General features: G+C 56.2%; 27 protein-coding genes, 1 tRNA gene and 1 pseudogene. 18 read left to right on the forward strand and 11 right to left on the reverse strand.

Annotation, left to right across the window (positions count from 1 at the left end):
- The first annotated feature begins 42 nt into the window (after positions 1-42).
- The 8 genes from ACIPIN_RS22630 to ACIPIN_RS22665 all read left to right on the forward strand — a co-directional run bounded on the left by ACIPIN_RS22630 (position 43) and on the right by ACIPIN_RS22665 (position 6,021).
- Positions 43-546, forward strand: a complete 504-nt coding sequence (locus ACIPIN_RS22630; protein ID WP_401122330.1) for a translation initiation factor 2 — start codon at positions 43-45, stop codon at positions 544-546.
- 167 nt (positions 547-713) lie between these two features.
- On the forward strand, positions 714-968 hold the full coding sequence (locus ACIPIN_RS22635) for a YkgJ family cysteine cluster protein (RefSeq protein WP_401122333.1): 255 nt from the start codon (positions 714-716) through the stop codon (positions 966-968).
- A gap of 41 nt (positions 969-1,009) precedes the next feature.
- Positions 1,010-1,615 carry an START domain-containing protein gene (locus ACIPIN_RS22640; RefSeq protein WP_401122336.1) on the forward strand — a complete coding sequence of 202 codons (606 nt, stop codon included), beginning with the start codon at positions 1,010-1,012 and terminating at the stop codon, positions 1,613-1,615.
- A 137-nt stretch (positions 1,616-1,752) separates the two neighbouring features.
- On the forward strand, positions 1,753-1,989 hold the full coding sequence (locus ACIPIN_RS22645; RefSeq protein WP_401122339.1) for a hypothetical protein: 237 nt from the start codon (positions 1,753-1,755) through the stop codon (positions 1,987-1,989).
- Positions 1,990-2,200: 211 nt separating this feature from the next.
- Positions 2,201-2,542, forward strand: coding sequence for a ribonuclease E inhibitor RraB (locus ACIPIN_RS22650; RefSeq protein ID WP_019689386.1), 342 nt, complete (start codon positions 2,201-2,203; stop codon positions 2,540-2,542).
- 300 nt (positions 2,543-2,842) lie between these two features.
- Positions 2,843-4,252: a circularly permuted type 2 ATP-grasp protein gene (locus tag ACIPIN_RS22655; protein WP_401122342.1), complete on the forward strand. Its 1,410-nt coding sequence runs from the start codon at positions 2,843-2,845 to the stop codon at positions 4,250-4,252.
- A 12-nt stretch (positions 4,253-4,264) separates the two neighbouring features.
- Positions 4,265-5,215, forward strand: coding sequence for an alpha-E domain-containing protein (locus ACIPIN_RS22660; protein ID WP_401122345.1), 951 nt, complete (start codon positions 4,265-4,267; stop codon positions 5,213-5,215).
- Positions 5,212-6,021 (forward strand): transglutaminase domain-containing protein, encoded by an 810-nt coding sequence (locus ACIPIN_RS22665; RefSeq protein ID WP_401122347.1) that lies wholly within the window; start codon positions 5,212-5,214, stop codon positions 6,019-6,021. The genes ACIPIN_RS22660 and ACIPIN_RS22665 overlap by 4 nt, the downstream gene beginning before the upstream one ends.
- Before the next feature lie 140 nt (positions 6,022-6,161).
- Here ACIPIN_RS22665 and ACIPIN_RS22670 read toward each other — a convergent pair whose 3' ends face one another.
- Positions 6,162-6,968, reverse strand: coding sequence for a c-type cytochrome (locus tag ACIPIN_RS22670; RefSeq protein WP_401122350.1), 807 nt, complete (start codon positions 6,966-6,968; stop codon positions 6,162-6,164).
- Between the two features lie 606 nt (positions 6,969-7,574).
- Here ACIPIN_RS22670 and ACIPIN_RS22675 point away from each other — a divergent pair.
- The 3 genes from ACIPIN_RS22675 to ACIPIN_RS22685 all read left to right on the forward strand — a co-directional run bounded on the left by ACIPIN_RS22675 (position 7,575) and on the right by ACIPIN_RS22685 (position 11,774).
- The gene (locus tag ACIPIN_RS22675; protein ID WP_401122353.1) at positions 7,575-8,780 is read left to right on the forward strand and encodes an acetyl-CoA C-acetyltransferase; all 1,206 of its coding nucleotides are present in this window, start codon (positions 7,575-7,577) and stop codon (positions 8,778-8,780) included.
- 25 nt (positions 8,781-8,805) lie between these two features.
- Positions 8,806-10,950 carry a 3-hydroxyacyl-CoA dehydrogenase NAD-binding domain-containing protein gene (locus tag ACIPIN_RS22680; protein WP_401122356.1) on the forward strand — a complete coding sequence of 715 codons (2,145 nt, stop codon included), beginning with the start codon at positions 8,806-8,808 and terminating at the stop codon, positions 10,948-10,950.
- Positions 10,951-11,045: 95 nt separating this feature from the next.
- On the forward strand, positions 11,046-11,774 hold the full coding sequence (locus ACIPIN_RS22685) for an amidotransferase (RefSeq protein WP_401122359.1): 729 nt from the start codon (positions 11,046-11,048) through the stop codon (positions 11,772-11,774).
- 87 nt (positions 11,775-11,861) lie between these two features.
- Here the strand turns inward: ACIPIN_RS22685 and ACIPIN_RS22690 are convergent, their stop codons facing one another.
- The 3 genes from ACIPIN_RS22690 to ACIPIN_RS22700 all read right to left on the reverse strand — a co-directional run bounded on the left by ACIPIN_RS22690 (position 11,862) and on the right by ACIPIN_RS22700 (position 14,595).
- Positions 11,862-12,833, reverse strand: a complete 972-nt coding sequence (locus tag ACIPIN_RS22690; protein ID WP_401122362.1) for a magnesium and cobalt transport protein CorA — start codon at positions 12,831-12,833, stop codon at positions 11,862-11,864.
- Positions 12,834-12,965: 132 nt separating this feature from the next.
- The gene (locus ACIPIN_RS22695; RefSeq protein WP_401122364.1) at positions 12,966-13,688 is read right to left on the reverse strand and encodes a 1-acylglycerol-3-phosphate O-acyltransferase; all 723 of its coding nucleotides are present in this window, start codon (positions 13,686-13,688) and stop codon (positions 12,966-12,968) included.
- Positions 13,689-13,905: 217 nt separating this feature from the next.
- On the reverse strand, positions 13,906-14,595 hold the full coding sequence (locus tag ACIPIN_RS22700; RefSeq protein WP_401122367.1) for a crotonase/enoyl-CoA hydratase family protein: 690 nt from the start codon (positions 14,593-14,595) through the stop codon (positions 13,906-13,908).
- Between the two features lie 307 nt (positions 14,596-14,902).
- Here ACIPIN_RS22700 and ACIPIN_RS22705 point away from each other — a divergent pair.
- Positions 14,903-14,992 (forward strand) — tRNA-Ser (locus ACIPIN_RS22705).
- Positions 14,993-16,601: 1,609 nt separating this feature from the next.
- Here the strand turns inward: ACIPIN_RS22705 and ACIPIN_RS22710 are convergent.
- The 3 genes and pseudogenes from ACIPIN_RS22710 to ACIPIN_RS22720 all read right to left on the reverse strand — a co-directional run.
- Positions 16,602-17,090: pseudogene (locus ACIPIN_RS22710) on the reverse strand (site-specific integrase); the annotation flags it as partial.
- A gap of 126 nt (positions 17,091-17,216) precedes the next feature.
- The gene (locus tag ACIPIN_RS22715; protein ID WP_401122370.1) at positions 17,217-18,086 is read right to left on the reverse strand and encodes a GyrI-like domain-containing protein; all 870 of its coding nucleotides are present in this window, start codon (positions 18,084-18,086) and stop codon (positions 17,217-17,219) included.
- Positions 18,087-18,290: 204 nt separating this feature from the next.
- Positions 18,291-19,232, reverse strand: coding sequence for a LysR family transcriptional regulator (locus ACIPIN_RS22720; protein ID WP_401122372.1), 942 nt, complete (start codon positions 19,230-19,232; stop codon positions 18,291-18,293).
- 98 nt (positions 19,233-19,330) lie between these two features.
- On the opposite strand from ACIPIN_RS22720, the gene ACIPIN_RS22725 reads away from it, so the two are divergent.
- The 4 genes from ACIPIN_RS22725 (at position 19,331) to ACIPIN_RS22740 (ending at position 20,590) form a co-directional block, all read left to right on the forward strand.
- A complete protein-coding gene (locus ACIPIN_RS22725) occupies positions 19,331-19,462 on the forward strand; it encodes a hypothetical protein (RefSeq protein ID WP_401122375.1) in 132 nt (43 codons plus the stop codon).
- Positions 19,459-20,082: an SDR family oxidoreductase gene (locus ACIPIN_RS22730; protein ID WP_401122377.1), complete on the forward strand. Its 624-nt coding sequence runs from the start codon at positions 19,459-19,461 to the stop codon at positions 20,080-20,082. Before ACIPIN_RS22725 ends, ACIPIN_RS22730 begins: the two co-directional genes overlap by 4 nt.
- A 45-nt stretch (positions 20,083-20,127) precedes the next feature.
- On the forward strand, positions 20,128-20,334 hold the full coding sequence (locus tag ACIPIN_RS22735) for a hypothetical protein (RefSeq protein ID WP_401122380.1): 207 nt from the start codon (positions 20,128-20,130) through the stop codon (positions 20,332-20,334).
- Positions 20,335-20,407: 73 nt separating this feature from the next.
- A complete protein-coding gene (locus ACIPIN_RS22740) occupies positions 20,408-20,590 on the forward strand; it encodes a hypothetical protein (RefSeq protein ID WP_401122441.1) in 183 nt (60 codons plus the stop codon).
- A gap of 20 nt (positions 20,591-20,610) precedes the next feature.
- Here the strand turns inward: ACIPIN_RS22740 and ACIPIN_RS22745 are convergent, their stop codons facing one another.
- Both ACIPIN_RS22745 and ACIPIN_RS22750 read right to left on the reverse strand, forming a co-directional pair.
- Positions 20,611-22,158 (reverse strand): diguanylate cyclase, encoded by a 1,548-nt coding sequence (locus ACIPIN_RS22745; protein ID WP_401122383.1) that lies wholly within the window; start codon positions 22,156-22,158, stop codon positions 20,611-20,613.
- A 223-nt stretch (positions 22,159-22,381) separates the two neighbouring features.
- Entirely contained in the window at positions 22,382-22,924 is a 543-nt protein-coding gene (locus ACIPIN_RS22750; RefSeq protein WP_401122385.1) for an Hsp20/alpha crystallin family protein, read from the reverse strand.
- Positions 22,925-23,206: 282 nt separating this feature from the next.
- On the opposite strand from ACIPIN_RS22750, the gene ACIPIN_RS22755 reads away from it, so the two are divergent.
- Positions 23,207-23,461 carry a DUF1652 domain-containing protein gene (locus tag ACIPIN_RS22755; RefSeq protein WP_401122388.1) on the forward strand — a complete coding sequence of 85 codons (255 nt, stop codon included), beginning with the start codon at positions 23,207-23,209 and terminating at the stop codon, positions 23,459-23,461.
- Positions 23,462-23,514: 53 nt separating this feature from the next.
- Here ACIPIN_RS22755 and ACIPIN_RS22760 read toward each other — a convergent pair whose 3' ends face one another.
- Both ACIPIN_RS22760 and osmE read right to left on the reverse strand, forming a co-directional pair.
- On the reverse strand, positions 23,515-23,850 hold the full coding sequence (locus ACIPIN_RS22760) for a c-type cytochrome (protein WP_401122391.1): 336 nt from the start codon (positions 23,848-23,850) through the stop codon (positions 23,515-23,517).
- Positions 23,851-23,907: 57 nt separating this feature from the next.
- Positions 23,908-24,273, reverse strand: coding sequence for an osmotically-inducible lipoprotein OsmE (gene osmE, locus ACIPIN_RS22765; RefSeq protein ID WP_401122393.1), 366 nt, complete (start codon positions 24,271-24,273; stop codon positions 23,908-23,910).
- 419 nt (positions 24,274-24,692) lie between these two features.
- Here osmE and ACIPIN_RS22770 point away from each other — a divergent pair, with 419 nt between their 5' ends.
- Positions 24,693-25,028, forward strand: coding sequence for a hypothetical protein (locus ACIPIN_RS22770; protein WP_401122396.1), 336 nt, complete (start codon positions 24,693-24,695; stop codon positions 25,026-25,028).
- The last annotated feature ends 27 nt before the right edge of the window (positions 25,029-25,055 follow it).

Consider the following 25,055-nt stretch of genomic DNA (forward strand, 5'->3'; position numbering starts at 1 on the left):
CAAGCGAGCATATGGCCCTCTGCCGTTAACGCTGTAGTGTTTATGAAAGCGATTTTTCCTGCTGGTTTGATGTTGGCGTGCCTGTTGAGTGTCTTCATTCCGGGTAGCGCGATGGCTGCGGCCGTCCCGGATAAAGGGGGCGGTAGCTCGTCTGAGGCGAAGGCGAAGCCCGTTGCGCCGGCAAAAACACACACGCCAGCCAAGAAGGCCGAAGCGGCGAAGAAGTCGACGCCACAAAAAAAACGCCCACCTGTTGCCTCAAAATCAAAGTCCGCGAGTGAGGTGGTCAGAACCACGTACTTGCCACCAGCCAAGCTGGATTTGAGTCTGCCACCGGATATGGTCAAGCAGTTGCAACCTGTCGGGAGTGTCCCGATAGTCAAACACGCACCTTTGCTGCCGCCCATGTTTGGTGAAAAACCCAAAGATGACAGCCCGTTTCAGCTCAACGGCCGCCTGCTGAGCAATGAAATGCAGTTGCAAATGCGCAAAGAAGAACACCGAGAAGTAGAAGGCGCGGCACTTGAGTTCGAGTTCAAGCACTAAATCACTCGTAGATCTGTGACCCCTGAACCAGACGCTTTGTCGGAGACTGGTCAGTCACACGTATTTGACTGAAAAAACCGATGCCCGGCCAATTTCAAACGGCTGTTTTAGCGGGTACTCTAGTCCACGTTATTCAACACACTACCCGTCGCGAGGAGCGTGTCGTCATGAACTGCCGTGAAGGCTGTGGCGCCTGTTGCATTGCCCCTTCCATCAGCACAGCTATCCCCGGAATGCCTAACGGCAAAGCGGCGGGAGAACGTTGTGTGCAACTTTCTGTCGATAATCTGTGCAGTATTTTCGGAAAACCTGAACGTCCGGCGGTATGCGGCGCATTTCAGGCGGATATCGAGGTCTGCGGCAGCAGCCAGGAAGAAGCCATCAAGTTGCTAGGTTGGTGGGAGGAAATGACCGCAGCGTAGTGTGTTCAACGAACGGAACTTCAACAATAAGGAATAAGACTATGGGTTCGCTGCATCGTATCGCTGTATTGTGTGGTTTGACGGTTCTGCTGGCTACAACAGCCCAGGCTGAAGACTGGGTCACTGCCAAGGAAGAGGCTGGTATCAAGGTTTCCCTGAGTGAAGTCGCCGGGTCTCAATACAAGGCCTACCGCGGTGTGACCGTGATGAAGACCTCCGTAGCCAAGTTGCGCGCTCTTCAGGAAGATGTGGTCGGCGCGTGCGCCTGGATTCATGAGTGCAAATTGCAGAAGTTACTCAAGCACGAAGGCGATCAAAGCTGGACCTACACTCAGTTCAGCACCCCATGGCCGGTGACTGCGCGTGATTCGGTGCTGCACGTGACCACCGTTGAGGGTACCGATGGCAGCCTGACCCGTAAGCTTGAAGGTGTGCCGACCTACCTTCCTGAAGAAAAAGGCTTTGTGCGTGTCGCCCAGGTTCAAGGCTTCTGGAAATTTGTTCCAAAAGGCGCGGACCAGGTCGAAGTGACCTATCAGGTTCATACCGATCCAGGTGGCAGCGTGCCGTCCTGGCTGGCCAACAAGTTCGTTGTCGACGCGCCATTCAATACCTTGAAAGCACTGAAAGAACGCGCTGAGAAGTAATTCCGCGCTCTTTGGAAAGAGGCCGTCAACAGGCGGCCTTATTCATCTCAAACCAATGGGTTTCGCGGGAACGATTGCCCGGCGTTCGGGGTCGAGATGTTGTAAGCCCATCAATGGGCTTAATCGAGGAGGCACCGATGCAAAAGTGGGAAGTCACCTTCGTTGATCATCACGGCGTGCAGACCGTGGAGCAATTCGATTGCGAACAAAAACCCACGATGGAGCGGGCCGCGCAATTGATTCGTTCAAAACTCCTCCCTGTTCCGGCCGAGCTCGATCTCAATGATCTGGAGGGTCGAACCGATGATCCGACAGTCAAAAGTCTGAAAGATCAAAACAGCATTGAAATTCTCAGTATCACTCCAATTGCATAACCTCTTGATGCGACTCACAACCAGGTCTTGGCAGCAGCTCTGACTTGGGGCTACTCTGCAATCGAGATCAGCGAATGGATCGCTAAGGTCTGGTCTTGTCAGCTACATGCTTGTTTCCCGGCGGCAATCTGATTGCCGTATCACCCTCACCATTCGGTTGCGGGCGCAGGGAGTACGGAAAGTCTATCCATCAGTTTGAGGAGGACGTTTCATGAGCACAGCCTATCAAGAAGACATCAGCAGCAGCGTGCTGCGCCGCATGAAAGAGGGCGGTTTTGACTTTTCACGGTTCCATCCCATCGAGTTCTACGCCATTTTCCCGGATGAGGAGCGGGCACGCAGGGCGGCAGGGCATTTTCGCGGTGAATCCTTGAATGCGCAGGTCAGCGTGCGCGATGACGGTGCCTGGCATCTGGAGTTGAGCAAGGTGATGTACGCCACTTACGGCGGTATCGGCGACTTCGAGCAGGACTTTGAGGCGGTGGTCGAGCCTTTGGGTGGGATTATCGAGGGATGGGGCGTCAAGCAGGAGGTACGAGGGCTACTCGCATAACACTATGAACAGCGACAACACTCAGCAACGGCTGACCTCAGGGTTGGCCGTTTTCGTTCGTGGCGATTAAAAATCAAAAGACTGCTGTCGCACGCAGGCAGTGAAATCAACTCTGGCTATGCTGGTAATAGCCATGAGCATTGCTTCGCAATGAAGCGGGGGCGATCAGGTTGGGGCATTTGCCGCACAGAATTGGTGCGGTGTGCGTTGGGCGATTATCCAACTGATTGATAATAAAGCGTTTATGCCGCTGGCACGGGCCTTGCGAAGCCTAGGTGTCCGGGTGACAAGGAGTACGGCATGATCCGCACCTATTTTGATGAGATGTACGACGCCGGCGGCCTGGTCCGCCCGCATTATCGGGAGTTTGCCCGTTGGTTAGCTGAAACGCCTGACGAGCTTTTGGCACAACGGCGACGCGAGGCCGATCTGTTATTTCATCGCGCCGGGATAACCTTCACGCTCTATGGTGATGAGCAAGGGACAGAGCGCCTGATTCCCTTCGACACCATTCCCCGCAGCATCCCCGCCAGTGAATGGCGGATCGTCGAGCGCGGCTGTATTCAACGGGTCAAGGCACTGAACATGTTTCTTGCCGACCTGTATCACGAGCAGCGCATCATCAAGGCCGGCATTATCCCGGCCGAACAAGTGCTGGCTAACGAGCAGTACCAGTTGGCCATGCAAGGGCTGGATCTGCATCGCGATATCTATTCGCACATCTCTGGCGTCGATCTGGTGCGCGATGGCGACGGCACGTACTACGTGCTCGAAGACAATTTGCGTACACCCAGCGGCGTCAGCTACATGCTCGAAGACCGCAAGATGATGATGCGGTTGTTCCCCGAGTTGTTCGCCGCACAGCGTATCGCTCCCATCGATCATTATCCGAACCTGTTACTCGACACCCTGAAAAGCTCCAGTGCGCTGGACAACCCGAGTGTCGTGGTGCTGACCCCCGGGCGTTTCAACAGTGCGTTCTTCGAGCACGCGTTTCTGGCGCGCGAGATGGGCGTGGAGCTGGTGGAGGGCGCGGACTTGTTCGTACGCGATGACAAGGTGTTCATGCGTACCACCGACGGGCCGAAAGCCGTCGATGTGATCTACCGTCGCCTCGACGACGCCTTCCTCGACCCGTTGGCGTTCAACCCGGACTCGATGCTCGGCGTTCCAGGGCTGCTGTCGTCCTATCGCTCCGGCAATGTGGTGTTGGCGAATGCCATCGGCACCGGTGTCGCGGACGACAAATCGGTTTATCCGTTCGTGACCGACATGATTCGTTTCTACCTGGACGAAGAACCGATCCTGAAAAACGTGCCGACCTGGCAGTGTCGCAATCCGTCAGAACTTTCTCACGTGCTGGCGAACCTGCCTGAGCTGGTGGTCAAGGAAACCCAGGGTTCCGGTGGATACGGAATGCTGGTCGGACCCGCTGCCACTGCAGCGGAGATCGAATCGTTCCGCGCACGCATCAAGGCCAAACCCCACGCGTATATCGCACAACCAACGTTGTCCCTGTCGACGTGCCCGACGTTTGTCGAAAACGGCATCGCCCCGCGGCACATTGACTTGCGCCCGTTTGTCCTGTCTGGCCGCGAAACCCGGGTAGTGCCCGGTGGCCTCACCCGTGTAGCCCTGCGCGAAGGATCCCTGGTGGTCAATTCGTCCCAGGGTGGCGGAACCAAGGACACCTGGGTGGTCGAGGATTGAAGGAAGCCTGCCATGTTAAGTAGAACTGCCTCGGATTTGTATTGGATGTCGCGTTACCTGGAGCGGGCGGAAAACCTCGCACGGATGCTTGATATCAGTTATTCGCTGTCATTGATGCCGCAGGATGGCCGCGGTGACGGTCTGCACGAATTAGCGATGCCCTTGCTGATCACCGGCACGCTGGACGATTACCTGGAGCGCCATGGCGAATTGCACGCCGAACGATTGCTGCACTTCTTTGCCCTGGATGCGGCCAACCCGGCCAGCATCTACAGCTGTCTCGGCTCCGCGCGGGCCAGTGCCCACGCGGTACGTGGGCGAATCACCGCCGACATGTGGGAAAACATCAACTCGACCTGGCTGGAGATTCGCGGTATCGCCGAACAGGGCCTCAGTCGATATGGCATGAGCCGTTTCTGCGAGTGGATCAAAGAACGTTCCCACCTGTTCCGGGGCGCGTCCTACGGCACCATCATGCGTAACGATGCGTTCCGCTTCATTCGTCTGGGGACGTTCATCGAAAGGGCTGACAACACGTTGCGCCTGCTCGATGCCCGCTACGAAATGGCTGGCGATCAGGCTGAGGCGGTCAGCGATGGCACCGCCCACGCGTATTACCAGTGGAGTGCCTTGCTGCGGGCCTTGTCGTCGTTCGAGGCGTACACCGAGATCTACCGCGACGCACCTGGCGCCAGGCATGTCGCCGAACTGTTGCTGTTGCGTGCCGACGTACCGCGTTCGCTGCGTGCCTGCACCGAAGAAATCGATCAGATCCTCGCCCAACTGCCGGGGGCCAACGGCCGCCCCGCGCAACGTTTGGCGGCGGAAATGGACGCGCGGCTGCGTTACACCGGTATCAACGAAATCCTCGACGAAGGCCTGCACGCCTGGCTGACCGAATTCATCCCACTGGTGCGCCAGTTGGGCAACGCCATACACAGTTCCTACCTGGAGGCTGCATGAGACTTTCCATTAGCCACGAGACCACCTATCACTATGAAGATCAGGTGCGGGCGAGCATCCAGTATTTGCGACTGACACCCCACGACAGCGAGCGTCAGCACGTGCTCAGTTGGCAACTCGACCTGCCGCGGCCGGTGCGCGCGCAACTCGATCCGTTCGGCAACATCCTGCACGTGCTGACGATGGATGAGCCTCATGAGGCGATCATCATCGGCGCGCGGGGCCAGGTGGACATTGATGAGTTGCGTGAGGCCGAGCACGAGAGCCAGTCGGCGCTACCGTTCTTGCGTTTCACTCGACTGACCGAGGCGGACGAAGCGCTACGTGCGTTCGCCGAGAAGGAATGTCACCAGCGCCGTGATCGCACAGCGCTGATCGACTTGATGCATGGCCTCAACCAGCACATGACCTACACACCAGGTTCCACCGAAGTCGACACCAGCGCCGCTCAAGCCTTCGCCGGGCGTGCGGGCGTCTGCCAGGATCACGCCCACGCGTTTCTCGCCTGCACGCGCAGCCTGGGGATTCCAGCGCGTTATGTGTCGGGTTACCTGTACAGCGAAAACAGCGAGCACCTGGCCAGTCACGCCTGGGCTGAAGCGTGGCTCGACGACGCGTGGTACAGCTTCGATGTCACCAATGAACTGGCCAGGCCCGAGCGTCATCTGAAACTGGCGGTGGGCCTCGACTATCTCGATGCTTGCCCGGTACGCGGCATGCGCCGTGGCGGTGGGAGTGAGCAGATGCACGCCAAGGTGTTCGTCTCACCGACGCCGGCGCCAGTGATCTCTGTTCAGCAGCAGTAATTGTGGATACCGCTTCGCGAGCAAGCCCGCTCCCACATTAGATCTCCTGAGTACACACGATTTGTGTCACTCAGAAAGTCCAGTGTGGGAGCGGGCTTGCTCGCGAAGAGGTCGTCACCAACACCACATCTCTCAAACTATCAGGGCTGCTGCTTACGCCCCGCCATATGCTTCAAATACCCCACAAGCAACGTCATCTCCTCATCCGACAATACCGCCGTCGAGAACCCCGGCATCTTCGCCTGTGGCCATTGGCGCAAGCTTTGCGGGTCGCGGATATAGCGCTTGAGGAATTCGGCGCCAAAGTACTCGGTCGGGCTGAAGGGAATGTTCAGGTCCGGACCAAACTGCGCATCACCCGCGCCGTTCAGACGATGGCACGCCAGGCAGTTTTTCTGGAACAACGCATAGCCCAGATTCACCGGGTCATTTGCTGCGAGCGCCGGGTCTGGAAGCAGGGCCGGGAAGCGTACGCCGACCGCTGCCAGGCGTTTGATACTGGCGACCTGGAAAGGCCATTGCTCGGGACTGATATGGCCGGCCTGGGGGTTGGTCCACACCAGATAAAACGGCCCGGCGCTGGGTTTACCTTCCGACAGAGCTGGCCAAGGCTTGCTCGGGTCTTCAATGGCCAACCACGCCTGCGCGCCCGCCGTGTCGAGCAAAGGCGCGGCAGCCAGCTCGGCGGCGAAACCGTCCAGGGCCACGGCTTGCAAATGGTCGTCGGCTTTAATGCCGGTCAACAACGCAGCCAGCGGCACAGCGCGATAGCTCATGTCCCTTTTGTAGGAAACGTCGTCAGTGATCTGGATATTTCGAACCTGAGGATGCTTGAGCAACTCCTCGGTCTGCCAGGTTCGGCTGCCGGTGCCCAGGTCAAGCACCAGCTGCGCGGCATACAAGGGCGTGCCGAGCAGCAAGGCCCCAAGCAAAAGTAGAGCTTTCAAGTGATCGCCATCCTGTCGTGGGTATGCCGTGAAGGTTGGCACACGCGCACGGACCCGGGTAGCGAGCGAGTCAATTTTTTAGTGAGGCGTCGTAAACAACCACGCTTGATTATCCGATCACTTTTGTAAGGTTCGGCAAAATCAGTAACAGCGTAGTGGCGAATAAAATGAGCCCGGCTTGACGCACTTTCGAATGTTTGAACATGGCTGTCTGCCTTTTTTTGTTATTTCCTGAGCGTCGAATGCTTGCCTGCATTTCTCCATGACGGCAAAGCGCTGTAGTTCCCTTCTCACGAGCGCCTCGGCAAAACCCGACGACAACCTCGTAATGTTTACCTTAGGGGCCCCGCAGGCTGTGGTTTAGATCCATTTCGTATCAAGTAAGTGCAAAAAGCTTCTATAAAGGCATGAGGCGTATTGCCAGCTGCTTTGCCGGCCTTTTGCTAGACAGTTCGGTGACCTGAATCGGTTAATCCGATAGCTCACTACCGTCCGTCTGAGCGTGACCGTCAAGGCCGTTGAGCGCTTCGGTCATTGAATCCGCCGCTGCTGAGCCTAAGGTGAGAACTCGCTCATTATTCATCTGCCCAGCGGTACGAGGACGTCATGACCCAAGCTTTGATTTTCGATGCGTTACGCACGCCCCGTGGCCGTGGCAAGGCCGATGGCGCCTTGCACAGCGTCAAACCGGTGAACCTGCTGGCCGGACTGCTGGGCGCTCTGCAACAGCGTACGCAACTCGACACCCGCGAGGTCGATGACATCGTGATCGGCTGCGTCACTCCGATTGGCGATCAGGGCGCCGATATCGCCAAAACCGCAGCGTTGGTGGCCGACTGGGACGTCAGCGTCGCAGGCGTGCAAATCAACCGGTTCTGCGCGTCCGGGCTGGAAGCGGTGAATCTCGGGGCGATGAAGGTGCGCTCCGGCTTCGAGGACCTGGTAGTGGTCGGCGGCGTTGAATCCATGTCGCGGGTGCCGATGGGCAGCGACGGTGGCGCCTGGGCGCTGGATCCGCAGACCAATCTGCACAGCCATTTCACTCCGCAAGGCGTGGGCGCCGACCTGATCGCCACGATCGAGGGCTTCAGCCGTCAGGACGTCGACGCGTACGCGCTGCACTCTCAGCGGAAGGCTGCGCGGGCACGGGCGGACGGCTCATTCAAAAAGTCCCTGGTGCCGGTGCAGGATCAGAACGGCATCGTCCTGCTCGATCATGACGAGTTCATTCGCGCCGATTCGACACTGGAAGGCCTGGGCAAGCTCAAGCCGAGTTTCGAGATGATCGGGCAAATGGGTTTCGACGCTACCGCGCTGCGGGTCTACAGCCACGTGGAGCGAATCAACCACGTTCATACGCCCGGCAACAGTTCGGGGATCGTCGACGGCGCCGCGCTGATGCTGATCGGCTCCGAAGCGAAGGGCCGGGCGCTGGGCTTGCAGCCACGGGCGCGGATTGTCGCCACCGCAGTCACCAGCACCGATCCGACCATCATGCTCACCGGCCCGGCGCCGGCCACTCGCAAGGCGTTGGCCAAGGCCGGGCTGCGAGTCGAGGACATCGATCTGTTCGAGGTCAATGAAGCGTTCGCTTCGGTGGTGCTCAAGTTCATCAAGGACATGGCCATCGATCCGACCAAGGTCAACGTCAACGGCGGCTCTATCGCCATGGGCCATCCGCTGGGCGCCACCGGTTGCGCGATTCTCGGCACCTTGCTCGACGAACTGGAAGTGCGGCAGCTGCGCTACGGCCTGGCGACCCTCTGTGTCGGCGGCGGCATGGGCATCGCCACCATCATCGAACGCCTCTGAGCCCCGACTTCAAGGAAACACTTTCATGACTGATGCCATACGTTACGAAAAAGGTCAGGACCAGATCGTCGTCCTGACCATCGACATGCCGGGCCAGAGCGCCAACACCATGAACGCGGTGTACCGCGACGCCATGGCTGGCTGCGTTGCGCGCTTGGTGGCCGACAAGGATTCGATCGCCGGAGTGATCATCACCTCCGCGAAAAAAACCTTCTTTGCTGGTGGCGACCTCAACGAACTGATCAAAGTCGGTAAGCCCCAAGCCAAAGCCTTCTACGACATGGTGCTGACACTCAAAGCTCAGCTTCGGACACTGGAGACGTTCGGAAAACCGGTGGTCGCAGCGATCAATGGTGCAGCGCTGGGTGGCGGTTGGGAAATCTGCCTGGCTTGCCATCACCGCGTTGCGCTGGACAATTCGTCGGTGCAGATCGGTTTGCCGGAAGTCACGCTGGGCCTGCTGCCGGGTGGTGGCGGAGTGGTGCGCATGGTGCGCATGCTGGGTCTGGAGAAGGCGCTTCCGTATTTGCTGGAAGGCAAGAAAGTCCGGCCGCAACAAGCGCTGCAAGCCGGTTTAGTCGATGAGCTGGCGGCGGATCGTGATGACCTGCTGACCAAGGCGCGGGCCTGGATTGTCGCCAACCCGACGGTTAAACAGCCTTGGGATGTGAGCGGTTACCAGATTCCCGGCGGCACACCGTCGCACCCGAAAGTCGCGCAAATGCTTGCCATCGCACCGTCGATTTTGCGCAGTAAAACCCAGGGTTGCATGCCGGCGCCAGAGAAGATCCTTTGCGCCGCGGTTGAGGGCGCTCAGGTCGACTTCGACACCGCGCAGCTGATCGAAACCCGCTATTTCACCGAGCTGACCACCGGCCAGGTGGCGAAAAACATGATCGGCACCTTCTGGTTCCAGCTCAACGAAATCAATGCCGGAGGTTCCCGACCTGCGGGCTTTGCACCTCACGTGACGAAGAAAGTCGGGGTGCTCGGCGCGGGTATGATGGGCGCCGGCATTGCGTACGTCAGCGCCGTAGCCGGTATCGACGTGGTGCTCAAGGACATCAACCTGGCGGCAGCCGAGAAGGGCAAGGCCCATTCGGCGGCGTTGCTGGACAAAAAAGTCGCCCGTGGTCAACTGAGCGTGGAGCAGCGGGACGCTACGCTGGCGCGAATCAAAGCCACCGAGCTGGACGCCGATCTGGCGGGCTGCGATCTGATCATTGAAGCGGTGTTCGAAGACCGCGAGCTGAAAGCCGAAGTCTCGTCGGCGGCACAAAAAGTCGTCGGTGCAGACGCGGTCATCGCTTCCAATACTTCGACTTTGCCGATCAGTGGTCTGGCGACGGCTGTCCCGGATCAGTCGAAATTCATCGGCCTGCACTTCTTCAGCCCGGTCGATAAAATGCCGCTGGTGGAAATCATCAAAGGCGCCAATACCAGCGATGAAACCCTGGCTCGTGGCTTCGATTTCGTCCTGCAAATCAACAAAACCCCGATTGTGGTCAACGACAGCCGTGGGTTCTTTACCTCACGGGTGTTCGGCACCTTCACCAACGAAGGCATCGCCATGCTCGGCGAGGGCATCTCGGCGCCGATGATCGAAACCGAGGCGCGCAAGGCCGGGATGCCGATTGGTCCGTTGGCGATCTCCGACGAAGTTTCCCTGAGCCTGATGAGCCATATCCGTCAGCAAACCGCTAAAGACCTGCAAGCCGAAGGCAAACCGCTGACAGCGCATCCAGCGTTTGCCGTGATCGATCTGCTGCTCAACGAATACAAACGTCCTGGCAAGGCTGCGGGTGGTGGTTTCTACGAATACCCGGCCGGTGGGCAGAAACATTTGTGGTCGGGGCTGAAAACGCGTTTCGAGAAGGCTGACGGGCAGATATCGCCACAGGACGTACGCGATCGCCTGCTGTTCGTCCAAGTCATCGAAACCGTGCGCTGCCTGGAGGAGGGCGTGCTGCTGTCGACGGCCGACGCCAACATCGGTTCGATCTTCGGTATTGGCTTCGCCGCCTGGACTGGCGGGGCGTTGCAGTTCATCAACCAATATGGCGTGAAAGACTTTGTCGCCCGTGCCCAATACCTGACGGAACAGTACGGCGAGCGCTTTACACCGCCTGCGTTGCTGCTGGAAAGAGCCGCGAGCGGAGCGTTGTTCTGACGGACTGGCGGCGCGCACCGGGCTTGCCTTGACCCCGCGTTTCAAGGCAGGCTCTGAGGTGTGCACTATCGCCTTTATCGTGTCAGGTACTTTTTATGTCGTTACGCATCTGCATTCTGGAAACCGACATCCTGCGTCCAGAACTGGTCGATCAATATCAGGGGTACGGGCAGATGTTCCAGCGTCTGTTTTCGCAGCAACCCATCGCTGCCGAGTTCAGCGTCTACAACGTCATGCAGGGCGAATATCCGAGCGATGAGCTGAGCTTCGATGCCTATCTGGTGACCGGCAGCAAGGCTGATTCGTTCGGCACCGACCCGTGGATTCAAACCCTCAAGACATACCTGATGACGCGCTACGAGCGTGGCGACAAACTGCTGGGCGTGTGCTTCGGCCATCAATTGCTGGCGCTGTTGCTGGGTGGCAAAAGCGAGCGCGCGACCCAGGGTTGGGGCGTCGGCACCCACAACTACAAACTCGCCGCCAAGGCGCCGTGGATGAGCCCGGTGAGGGAAGAGCTGACTTTGTTGATCAGTCACCAGGATCAGGTCACCGCGCTGCCGGAAAACGCCACGGTGATCGCTTCCAGCGATTTCTGCCCATACGCCGCGTACCACATCAACGACCAGGTACTGTGCTTCCAGGGCCACCCGGAGTTCATTCACGATTACTCGCGGGCGTTGCTGGAAATCCGCCAGCAGCACCTTGGCGAGCAGGTCTATCAGAAAGGCGTGGCCAGCCTGGCGCATGAGCACCACGGCACCACTGTCGCGGAGTGGATGATGCGGTTTGTGGCGCATAAGCCGAAGACCAAATCCGTATAGATGCCGGTAGGAGCTGCCGCAGGCTGCGATCTTTTGATCTTCAACTTTAAAGATCGCAGACTGCGGCAGCTCCTACGGGGTAAGGCTCTATAGCCACCCCGACCGCTTGAAGCTCGCCCACAACCCGACACAGCCCACGGTAATAAATCCCAGCACCGAAAAATAGCCGTAGTGCCAGCTCAGCTCCGGCATGTTCTGGAAGTTCATCCCGTAGATCCCGGCCACCGCCGTCGGGAATGCCAGAATCGCCGCCCAGGCCGCAAACTTGCGCTGCACCACGCTTTGCCGGGCCGCCTCCAGCAACACGCCGATCTCGATGGTCTGGCTGGCGATGTCGCGTAACGTCGTAAGGTCTTCCATCTGCCGCGTGACGTGAATCTGCACATCACGAAAGTACGGGCGCATGTTCTTGTCGATAAACGGGAAGCTCAGCTTCTGCAGCTCTTCGCTGATCTCCACCATTGGTGCTGCATAACGACGTAGACGCAATACGTCGCGACGCAAACCGTGCAGCTTCTGGATGTCCTTTTCGTTGAGTGCGCTACACAGCACGTTGCGCTCTAGCTCATCGATCTCGGCATGGATAGCTTCACCCACCGGCTGATAGTTTTCGATGACGAAATCGAGCAGGGCATAGAGGACGAAATCCTCGCCGTGCTCAAGCAACAGCGGACGCGCCTCACAGCGTTGGCGCACATGGGCGTAGGACGCCGAGTGACCGTTGCGGCAGGTGATGATGTAGCCCTTGCCGGCAAAGATGTGCGTTTCAATGAACTCCAGTTTGCCTTCATGGCGCACCGGCGAGTACGTGACGATAAACAGCGCGTCGCCAAAGGTTTCCAGCTTCGGTCGACTGTGTTTTTCCAGGGCGTCTTCAATCGCCAGTTCGTGCAGGCCGAACTGGCGTTGCAGGTTGGCCAGCTCCAGGGCGTTCGGCTCTTCGAGGCCGATCCATACAAAGTGGTCAGGTTTTCCAGCCCAGGCCGCGCCTTCATTGGGGGTGATACTGGTGACTTTCTTACCGGCGCTGTAGACCGCGGCCGCAACGACTCTACCCATAATTCCTATTCACTTCTTCTTGGCAAATGGCAGTGACAAGCAGCGTGCAGCTTAGCCTGCTCTGGTGGTTGAGAGTCAGCAAAGCCGGCGAAGTTCGCCGGCAAAAAGAAGCCCGCGCGGGGCGGGCTTCATTCAGGCGGCTTGCAGTTGCCGGTCCATCGACTCGATGCACTCACGCATCTGCTCGCGGCACTGGGCGATCAGCATCGGCATGTCGTCCATGCTCAAACCGGCGGTAGGAATCGCCGGCAGCGAGCGGATCAGGATCTTGCCGCTGCGCCAGCGGTTCAGGCGCATATGGTTGATGTAGCTGCTGACGCACACGGGCACGATCGGCACCCCGGCGGCGATTGCCATCTGGAACGCGCCTTTCTTGAACGGCAGCAACTCTTCGCCCAGGTTGCGCGTGCCTTCCGGGAACACCCAGATCGAGGTGTCCTTGTGCTGCAAGGTGTTGGTGGTAGTGAGCATCGACTGCCGAGCCTTGTGTGCATTGCTACGGTCGATCAGCACATTGCCGGCCAACCAGAACAACTGCCCGAACAGCGGCACCCATTTCAGGCTTTTCTTGCCGATGCACACGGTGCGGTGCGGCACCACATTACCCAGCACAAACAGATCGTAGTTGGACTGATGGTTGGCGATCACCACGCAGCTTTGCGTCTTGTTCGTCAGCGGGCCGACGTCAGCCTTCACCCGCAAACGCAAAATGCACATCGCCGGCCAGGCATAAAGGCGGGCGCACAAACGGCTGTTATCCGGATTGAACGGCCGGCACAGGCCAAGCAATACGCCAAGCACACCCGCTACAACAAAATGCAGGCCCATCAATAACATGCGAAACAGATACAGCATTTACAGGCCCACCGGAACAAAAGGTGGCGCAGTGTACGGATGTGCACTGTTTTCGGCAATTGCCGCTATAGAGGTAGGAGATAGGCGATGTTTAAGCGCATGTTTCAGACTTGTAGCGTCAGATGCGGAGTAGAGCGGCTGAAGGACTGTAAACAGATCGAGCAAGAAAAAGCCCGACTCGGCGGTCGGGCTTTTCGTTGCAGCGCTTTCGGGCTTCTTAAACCAAATGCTCCTGATCCTGGATGATCGCGTTGTCCAGCGTTTCCAGCAGGGCCTTGCGCACTTTCAGCTTGGTGTTCTTGTGCGCGGTCATGTTGATCTTCTTCAACTGACGCGCCACAGCCAGTGCTGCACCTTGCAGCTCTTCGGCAGAGACGACTTTGTCGAGGAAGCCAGCATCCATAGCGCCCTGCGGATCGAACATCTCAGCGTTGATCACCGAACGGTGGAACGCCGACTTGCGCAGACGATCACGGGCCAGCTCGATGCCAGCGTGGTGCATGGTCATGCCGATTTGCACTTCGTTCAGGCCAATGCTGAACGGGCCGTCGACACCAATCCGGTAATCGGCCGACAACAGAATGAACGCGCCCTTGGCCACCGCATGCCCTGGGCACGCGACGATCACCGGGAAAGGGTGCGACAACAGACGACGGGCGAGGGTAGAACCAGCGGTCACCAGACTCACCGCTTCTTTAGGGCCGGCTGTCATCACCTTCAAGTCATAACCGCCCGACAGAATGCCCGGCTGACCGGTGATGATCACCACCGCACGATCCGCCACCGCCTGATCCAGCGCAGCATTAAACGCGACAATCACGTCCGGAGAGATGGCATTGACCTTGCCATTGCTCAAGGTCAGGGTCGCGATACCGTCTTCGAGATGGTAGGAAATCAACTCACTCATGACGCTATTCCTTGTATTGAAGTGGGGCAGACGTTACCCACCGCCGTAGGCCAGGTAAAGCGCCAAGGCTGACCGGTCAGTCAGCCAATTCGCGTCCGCCAAGCGTAGCCGGCCATACGCACCGCGCATTGCCCTCTATATAGAAGCATTCACCCAGCCGAAGATTGGCAGGTTTGCCATGCCTCGAAACCAGCCTGAACGCACAAATCTCTTAACCGCATGAAAATTCTGAAAAAAAGTTTGCCATCGGAAAAGCTTTCGACTACATTAGCGCGCCTCGACAGACAGAACATGTTTGAAGAGATACGGTGAAGTGTCCGAGTGGCTTAAGGAGCACGCCTGGAAAGTGTGTATACAAGAAATTGTATCGAGAGTTCGAATCTCTCCTTCACCGCCACATTATGCAAACACAAACCCCTGATTTTCCTAGAGAAAGTCGGGGGTTTGTGGTTTTTGGCGTCTGAAAAAGGGCGATATGGGAACGATATGGGAATGCGGCGACTTTTCTTGACCGTGTTAACGCTCTCGAAATGAGTTAGCTGCCAGGCAAGCGCTTATATCGCCAATGCCAGTTTTTGGTCATTTCCGGAGGTTGGCTCGCGCTATCGCAGGGACATTTCAACGTTGGCTTTGCGTCAGGTAACGGACCTTCAGCTGCCGACCATGTGCGTCGCGGCGCCTCTTGCAGCACCATTTCGACGCCGGGCAGATCGAAAGCCTGCAGCGTGGTGCTGTTCACCCCCGTTTTAAATATCTGCTTTAAAGTTTCCTGACTGGCCGTCTTAAAGCGGAAGTGCAATCGGAGGCACAGGTTATCGGCATTCGCTGCCACGCAGGTGCGTGACCAAGTCTTGTTCAATAGATCTGTTGTCTGCAGTAGATCTATTGCCGAAAGTCGGTCTTCAACGGAAGCATAGCTAACGCGTCATTAATGGATTAGATCTCCTATGTGTCGAGGATTGTTGCCGGGGGGGCGACGGCATCATCGCGCGCCATCGATCCTTGTTAGACGATATGGAACATCATGGCTGCTCGGGCAAGGTATCTCGTTCACATGGACCACACGATTACTGAAGATTCATTAAAATTTCATGCTTGATTATTTTGGAAAAAAATACGCATTAAAATATTGCGGTTTTTTAAATCATGACTATTGTTAGCCAGCAGGTTGTATTTAGGGTTCTATAAAATATCTTCCAAGCGCACTCGGAGTGGGTTTATGCCTAACAATATTATATTCCACAATAGCGCTGGTTTTGATTGCTCATTTGCAATCGAATGGGATGGGGGGGAGACAGGTCGAACTGAAATTCTCCAGACTGGTCGTTCAACTACAATGAATATGACTACGGGGCCTCACCCAGCAGACGGGACCTCTTGCTGGGCTCGGGGTTATGTCCAAGGCGGCCCGAATCACGATTCAGGTAGGAACTTCGATTACAACGAATCTGACGCATCGACTGTCGAGTACACCATTTCTGGGGCGACTCTCAACCCCTCGTTCGACTGAATACTAAGGAATAACTATGACTGACTATAGCAAAGCGTCATTTTGGAATCATGGTGCGTTCTCGGGTAATTTTAGTGTGCAATGGGACGGAGGCGAGTCAAATAGAACCTCAGTACTTGATGGCGGCCAAGGTCCTGTTACGATTGACTTAACTGCATACTCACTGGCTGACAATACCTCGTGCTGGGCAAGAGTTTACATCGAAGGAGGCGTGACCCACGACTCGGGGCGGAACTTCAATTACGTCAAATCAAGTGCCGGAACGGTTGAGTACACGGTAGAAGGTGGGTCTTTGACCCCTTCGTTTGATTAAGCCCTTGTTTAGTTAACCACTTCTCAGCCCAAGGCGGAACTATATAACTCCGCTTTGGGTTGAAAGCAGCTGTTCGCTTTCGCCCACGAGGCACGGGATGAAAGACAAGCTACTGGTGTCCTTTTACTCGAGCGTTGCCAAGATCGACTATACCGGCTTGATTCGAGTTTTATGGAGAGTGGGCTACAAGTTCAGCGCGTATTGCAGCATCCCCACGACATCCGCCCCATCCTCATTGATCCACGTCCCGTAATGCTGGCGGATCATGTTCCCGTTGGTATGCCCCATCTGTTCGGCTATCCAGTCGATCGAGGCTACACCGGTGGTCAGCGACTGGCTGGCGTATGTGTGCCGGCACTGACCAGGCCCACGATAGCGAACCCCGGCCGCGAGCAAATGAGCCTTGAAGAACCTGTCTCGTACCACGAAGTCGTTGACGTGCGGCAGACCGCTTTTCGTGTTCAAGAAGACAAAGTGCAGTTTGTGTTGCCGTACCGTCTTATTGTGACGCTCAACGATATCAACGATATCAACGATATCAACGATATCAACGATATCAACGGTTTCTGCTTTCCTTTTCCGATTCAACGCGTCGATCTTCTGCAGTGCATCCCAGGCGGGTGCGAGTAGGCGAACCCTGCGCGTCGATCACCGGGTTTTCGTCACCCGGTATCCTGCCTAAACGCTTATTACAAAGCCACACGACGCAAATTTACCAACCGTAGACGCGACCGGCAGAGAACGACCCTGAACGGACACTCGTCAACATCAGCTCAGGGTCGAAAGCTGCTTGCTCCGCTATTGCAGCGGAACATACACATCTGTTTGCCATTGATCCTGCGGTGTCTCGGGATAGGCGCTCAGGTAATTGAAGAACAGCGGCTGGTCACGAAGTTCCTCTCCACTGGCAGGAAGCCAATCGCGGTAAATCGGATAGATCGTTTCGCCGATGTGATCCGGTGACCCCGCGTGTCGCACCACGACGTAGCGACCGGCAGGAATGACGATCTCGTGCACGCCGAACTCATTCGGCGCCACGGCCTCGTGAATCTCGCCGCAGATTGCGAAGCGGAATGCTTGTGGAGGTGTCGTATCGGGGTTGCTATAGGGAATGCCAAAGGTGCGACTCGATGCCACCGGCGACTGTCCGCTCTGCATACGCCACTCGATGAACGTGCGCACGCTCTCATTGACGAGCCCGGCTGGTCCGCAGTGCTCAAGCGCTGCTACCTTGACTTCAGGGAAATCTACGATTCGTACTTGCATGATGATAGTCCTGGAAAAGTGAGGGATTGCGAATACCGCATTCCAGACCTGCCAGTTCGGTTCCTTCCTGAACGCACTCGGCGTCGTACCGAACGCCCGCCTGAACGCCCTGCAAAATGCCTCGGGACTTTCAAAGCCGGCACCGAGTGCGGCGTCCAGTACCGAGTGATCAGCGAGAGCGGCTAGGCTATGTGCCGCGCGTCGTAGTCGCATCAGTTGCACATAACGTGAGACAGGCACTCCAACGAACGCGGTGAATTGTCGATGGAAGTGAAACGCCGAAAAGTTCGCCACATGGCTCAACGTCTTCACCGACAGGTCACCTTCGAGATTGGCATCAATGTAGGCGAGTACGGCGTTGAAGCGTTTTGTGTAAGCGAAATTGGTCGGCATGTCAGACACTGGGAAAAGCTCCTGGAAGTACGGTCGGCAATAGAGTCGACTATAGCGGCGCGAACGCGCCTAGCCGCGCTTGCTCAAGGCACGTTTTGGGTTGGCCAATGCGATCTCTTCCAAGGCGATGTAAAGGTCGGGGGCATTTCAGGTGCCCACTTCTGGCCGATAGCAGTCGCCAGCGTCCAGCGTCTATCGACCAGAAGCAAACATCTAAGCGTTTCGTACTATCTCGTCCCAGACTGTGGGGGTCGGAAAAAGCTCCCCGAGAAAACCCACAAACGCTTTGACGTTGGGGCTGCCTCGTCGACTTTCCGGCCATAACGCAGTGATAGAAGACCGGTCCACCGCAAACTCAGGAAAGAGCGGCTTTAATTCCCCACGAGCCACGTAGGGAGCTGCAACATAAGTAGGCGAAATACCTATTCCGCCACCCGCTGCAACCACTGCCGCAACGGCATCGCTAGCATCGATAACTATGGCCGAGTCCGGCACCAACTCGACCACTTTCCCGTCCACATTGAACGGCCAGCGCAATGCTTGGCCGGAACTTTGATAACGAAAGTTCACGCAGTCGTGGTGCGCCAGTTCGCTGAGTTCCAGCGGAGTGCCACGCCTGGCCAAGTAGGCGGGTGAAGCAAAAGCGGCTATCCGATGAGGCCCCAAGGTTTTCGATATCAGCCGCGAATCCGCCAGGTTGCCCACGCGCACCGCTACGTCGATGCCTTGCTCAATGATGTCCGAAAACTGGTCGCCTAGGCGCAAGTCGATGGCGAGCTTTGGGTAACGCTCGCGAAATTTAGGAATGGCCGGCGCCAAGATGTTCAGGCCAATAGGCGGCGGTGCGGTGACCTTCAATGTGCCGGAAGGCTCGGCTCGAGAGGCAACGGCGGCCTGATCGATATCTTCCACCTCGCGCAAAATGCGCAATGCCCGCTCGTACAAATCCCGTCCTTCTGGCGTCAGGGTGAGCGAGCGGGTAGTCCGGCTAAATAGCTTTAGTTCGAAGTGCTGTTCTAGGCGTTGCACGCTTTTGCTGATGGCTGACGGTGAGACAGACAAGTCGCGGGCGGCGGCGGTATAGCTGCCCAGGGAAGCGGCGCGGGCAAAGGCAATGAGACCGGTAAGGCGGTCCAACCCTATTTGTTCCTTCATGGCATCAGTAAAGCGACTTGCGCCCTAATTATCAACCTCGACTCAAGCCTTTAGCCTTTCTCCCATCGACGCCATCCAGGCGTTCAAGGAGATGGACCATGACTGCTACACCTGCTCTCAATCAAGCTTTGCCCGCCAATCTTCATGGCCGTACCGTGGTGATTTTCGGTGGTACTTCCGGCATCGGTTGGCCGCAGCCATTCAAGCCAAGGCCGACGGCGCGCACGTGACCGTAATCGGTTCCGATGCCACCCGTGCCGAGCAGGCTGCCTGCAACAACGGTCTGGACGACTGGCGCGCAGCAGATGTAACCGATAGCAAAGCCATCTACGCCGCCTTGGCGGATATCCCGAAAGTAGATCACTTGGTTCTCCTTGCCGGCACTTACGTGGTGGGCAACGTACTGGATGCCGAGATTGACCACCTGCGCCGGGCATTTGAGGAGCGTATGTGGGCTTCGGTGCATGCCATACGAGCCCTTGGCGAACGCCTGGCTAAAGACGGTTCCATCACCTTTATCTCCGGGATGTTGTCGGACCGCCCCAATGCCCATGGCACCGCTGTGTTGGCTGCTGCGTCAGCTGCGATGGAAGCGCTGGCGCGAGGCCTCGTCCTGGAGTTGGCGCCGATTCGGGTCAACACGCTGTCACCCGGTCCGATCAATACCCCAATTTTCACTAAAGCGCTGGGCGATGGGCGTGATGCGTTCGTGGCGGCACTGGAACAGTCGCTGCCCTTGCATCGTCTAGGCACCGCAACAGAGGCAGGCGCTGCCGCTGTTTTCCTGATGACCAATGGCTTTATGAACGGCGCCACATTGAATATCGACGGCGGCGCAAGGCTGGTCTGAGCGGCCCAACTGGCCAGTTAGCCCAATTTGGTAGCGAGAACCCTGATGACTACTCTTTTGGGAAAAAGGGATTTATTTCTTGTTAAATGCGTTCACAGTATAGGCGAAGGTGCTTCCGAAATTGCTGTAGGGCAAATGATGGGGGTGTGGGAATCAACGCTGCAAAGCCAGGTGCTTGAGCGCTTTCATTGGTTTCAGCGCTTCAAACGAAGCGAGCCGAGAAGGCGTATTCATTTCACACCTTTAGGGTAGAAAATGAATCAAAGCACAGTGCACCCGACGCGATCCGCCACCCGAAAGGACGAGCGTTATGCAGGAGCTGACCATGCAACAGGCCGAACTGGAAAAGGTTCACGTGGAAATCGTCAAACTGATGGCTGAGCAGCGCAAGCTGAATGCCGAGGCCGGCAAGATGACCCGTGAAACTTTTTGGTATCCGGTAGCCGTTGCGACTGGCCTGATCTGCACGGTGGCCGCCGTCACTGCGGTGTTGATCAAGCTTCTCTAATCCCCTCAGACTGATCAATATTAATTTGAAATAATTGTCCTGTTTCTCCCGTTAGACTTGGCGATGTATAGCGCTTTGTCGGCTGTATCTATCAGGTTTTCGGGAGTGTCAATTTCCTCTTCGGAGAGTGCACTAATGCCAATGCTGATAGTGATCACTCCCAGCGGAGACTTGATATGTTCTATTTTAATTTTCTCTAGATCGAGTCGTATCTTTTCAGCCAGCAGGAAAGCTCCAACATAATCTGTGTTTGAAAGCACAATGGCAAATTCTTCTCCACCGTATCGGGCGGCGAGATCGCCGACTCGGTTTACATGATTTTTAATTAATGCCGCCACAGTCTTCAGGCATTCGTCACCCTGTACGTGCCCGTAGTGGTCGTTGTAGTCTTTGAAGAAGTCAATGTCGATCATGATGAGTGCTGTGCCGTCTAACTTGCGCTTCTTTCGGCTAACTTCAGCTTCTATAAACAAATCAAATTGACGGCGGTTGGCAATTTTTGTAAGCCCGTCTTCGAGCGCCATTAATCCAAGTGCTTTATTTGCTTCAATATAGTTCTTTTGGGATGCCTGTAGCTCTCTTTGCGCTTGAATTTGCTGGCTCATAAGTTTGATCAGTCGATAACCTATAAAGCTAAGAATTATTAGCAATATGGAGGATATGATCAAGCTGGCAAGAGACTCGCTTCGCCAGTCCGCGAGGAGTTCATTTCTGTCAAAGGCGGCGATGACGATCAGCGGGTATCCATCAACGCGTCGAAAACCAATGACCCGCTCCACTCCGTCGATAAACGACCTTATGGTAGCAGTGCCTGAATTTACATCAGGCTTTAGTAGAGCGAACACTTCTCCACTTGATATGTTAATACCGATGTCTGAGTCGTGAAATGGTTTGCGTACCAGAATATTGCCGCTTGATGTCACTAGATTGATGATTCCGTTTGTTCCCATGTCTACGTCGTCGTAGAGGCTGAGAAAATAATCAAGATAAATGGTAGCAATCGTTACCCCGGCAAAACTCCCGTCAGGATGATTGACCCTGCGGGATATAGTCATTATCCATTCATTGGTCGTGCGACTGCGTATTGAAGGGCCAAGGTAGGGGCTGGAGTCGGTATGGTCGCGATGGTAAATGAAATAGTCGCGGTCTGAGTTGTTTGCGCCGACGGGGAGTGTGCCGTTTGAGTTAAGTAGCCAGCGCCCCTGCTCATCAAAGATAAAGAAGCCATGTATTTGAGGTAGGCGCTTTTGTTGTACTTTAAGTAGTTCGCCCAATCTTTTTAAATTTTCTGTGTCTTCACCTTCAGCTTCCAGACGCTCCTTAACGCCTAAAAGCACCGTATCGGCTTGAGTTAGAGTGCCCTCAATGTTGGATGATATAGTCTTGGAAAGATTTGACATCTCGGTTTCTTTGTCGTGCAGGTGGTACTCCAGGGAGTTGAAGACGCCCCAGATGCTTATCGCTATTAATGATATGCACACGACTGCAACGAAAAGGACTACATGGCCGACCTTGAGTTTGGCATCCGTCCACTCGGTGGCAAAAATTGAGGCCTTTTTTGTTAGCATTGAATTCTGCCATCAGGCTTGGGTAGTAGCGTTTAGCGTATTCTAGTTTCTTTACATCGTTGAGATTTTTTCGGCTGAGGTCCCGGTTTTTCTGGCCATACGTTCGTTTTGATTTTTGAATGACGACAGTGCAGGTCACCGTCTACAGTTGCGCGTATCCCTTCCTCACTACAATGAAAAGCCCCTTGCCGGTTTCCCGACAAGGGGCTGGGCTGTCACCGGCTCATTCGGTTTTGATCGGCACGATCTTTTCCGGTTTTATGGCTTCGGGCTTTTTCGGCAGCGATATGCTCAACACACCGTTGCTGAATTTTGCTTCAATCTTGTCGGCATCGACCCCTTTTGGCAGGTTGAACACCCGCTCGAAGGAGCCATAGTGACGCTCGGACAGGTGATAGCCCTTTCTGTTCTCTTCCTTATCCTCTCTCTTTTCGCCTTTGATGATCAGGCTTCCATTGGACAGTTTGATCTCGATGTTCTTCTGATCCATGCCGGGTAATTCGGCAGTGATTTCGAAGCTTTTTTCCTTCTCGGCAATATCCACGGCAGGTAGGCCGCGACCGATAAATTCCCGTCGCCAGAACGGCTCGACATCAAACGGTCCGCGGCTGAACGGCGACAATCCTGAGCCTCGATTGAAGTCTTCGAACAGGTGATCGACCTGTTGCCGCAGTTTTTCCAGGGGGCGCCAAAGATCAGTCGTTACCGGGTGCTGACTGGCTTTATCTTCGGTATGGATCGGCATTTTCTTCACGGAGTTGGTCATTTTCACCTCTCCTCTTGGTAATGACCGGAGGTGGGCTGCGAGCATCCCGGACGCCTGCCCACCTGAAAAAAATATACCGTCTTACCAAGCCCTACAAGGCCAGTTTCCCCAACCACACACTCCGAAACGGTCTAACAGACGGCTACTCAAGGCGTAGACTGGATATGCCGTCACCCCGCCAAGTGATTTGGGGGGCAGTGTTCAGGGGTTAATGCTTCTGGACCCCATCAACAACATCAAGCCAGAGCACCTTGGCTGGCTCCTGTCCTGAAAGGAGTCATCATGTTATCTACGCTCGAGTTGCGTCACCTCATCGAATCAGCATTCCTGCCCCTTTCCTGTCAATGTCGAGTTGGCCCAGGCGGATCGTTGCAAGCTCAGATTTTCGAGCCAGTCACTGGCCGAGTGGAGTTGCTGGTGACAGGGATCCCTGCTTCCAGCCTGACTGGCAATCTAGCGATAACCAAGCTCATCGGCGAGATTCGACACGACCTCAAGGCCACCCATGGACGGCGGGAATTGCACAGGATCAGATAGGACCAGAATGAAAAAGGCCGGCGCCGCTCAAGCGTCCGGCCGAAGGTTATGCGTTATTTTTGCTTGTGCAGGTATTGCTGTATCGCGTCCACTTCAAGCTTGCCGGGTTTTGCGCCGTTGTCAGCTTTGAAGCTGGCGCTACTCCAGTGTGGCATGGGGGCTTTCAGGGGCTTTCCATGGTCGTCGACACCGTTCAATACCGCCCGCTCGAATGTCTTTGATTTCCACTCGCTGGCATCTCCCGCCAATTTAGGTGCCGAGCCTCCCATGCCTCGAGGTCCATGGCAGGCACTGCAGTTTTCCTGGAAAAGCGCTTCCCCATCGGGCGGCAACGCCATGGCCGATGAGCAAAACAGCAGAGTCATCAGGGTAAAAAAAGTGCACTTCATTTCAGTCTCCTTGGCCGGCCAGCCGTTACACGGGTATAGGCCGGCATGACCCCTGCGTTAATAACCACCACCACCGCCCATGCCACCCATACTGCCGGACGGCTCCCTAGCTTTTTGCTGCACGCGGCTCCATTCCGCGCATGTCATAAAGCTCTTATGGTCTACCTTGCCAGTCCTGTCGAAGCTGACATTGAACGTATGCTTCTGGCCGGCTTGCGTGAGCATGTAGTCAAAGCAGGTGCCGGGCTCGACGGTGCGATCACTGATCGATAAAGGCTTCCCGCCGATTTGCTGGACCTGATCCTTGCTCATTCCCATCTCGACCTTTGCGACCAGCGGTTGCTCTCGATAGACCTGTGAATCAGAGCTGCATCCAGCCACCGCAGACAACACGGCGACCAGTGCGAATAGAGGGGTGTTCATGACTGGGCTCCCGGTAGTGAGTGTCGTGAAGAAACTCGTGGGTGCATCAGTAAAATTAAAGTCGAGTTCAGCGGTGCGCGCCAAATATCCTTAGGGCTGAGGTATTGGCGTGCGAGGGGAGGGCAGGCAACAGAAAGCCCACACGTGGTGGGCTTTCTGTTTGGGGGCTGGTTCCGTCAGCGATTCGGAGTGTGCTCTACGGTCCAGAGCCTATCAACGACGAGGCGACGAAACGTCAAGCCTGAATGCGGGACTTGCGAAAAGGAGCAGGAGCGACTTTCAGGTACGCGCGAAAACGTTCCTTTTCGATAGATTCGTTCTCAATTCTGAAGCCGAGAGTTGCACTCCGGCCCCCAATTACACTGGATGTCTACCCGGCCTCGCGTTACATTTGCCACATTTTATTGCAAGGAACAATTATGCGAATCTTGATAGGCGCGCTTGCTGTTGCGGCGTTGGCGGGGTGCTCTTTGCCGGCGTCCTTGGTGCCGGGTGAACCGAATGTCAGTGAGATCACTGCCAAGGTTCCGAAGGACTTTGCACAGTGCGTTCTGCCGGCCTGGCAGCGCGAGGTCCCTAAAACCACTCAGATTGCGATTGCTAACGGCTACAGGATCACTGCGCCAAGCGTTATTACCGCCGACGAGACTCTGGATATTGTGAAGTACAAGAATGGGAGTCGAATATCGCTGTATCAAGGTCCGCCGTGGGCCAAGTCGGGCGCTCTGATGAAGTCATTGCGTAACTGTTTGTAGCTCATAAGTTTCATGCCGCGACAAGGA

Source organism: Pseudomonas sp. NPDC087697 (assembly GCF_044743155.1).
GTDB lineage: Bacteria > Pseudomonadota > Gammaproteobacteria > Pseudomonadales > Pseudomonadaceae > Aquipseudomonas.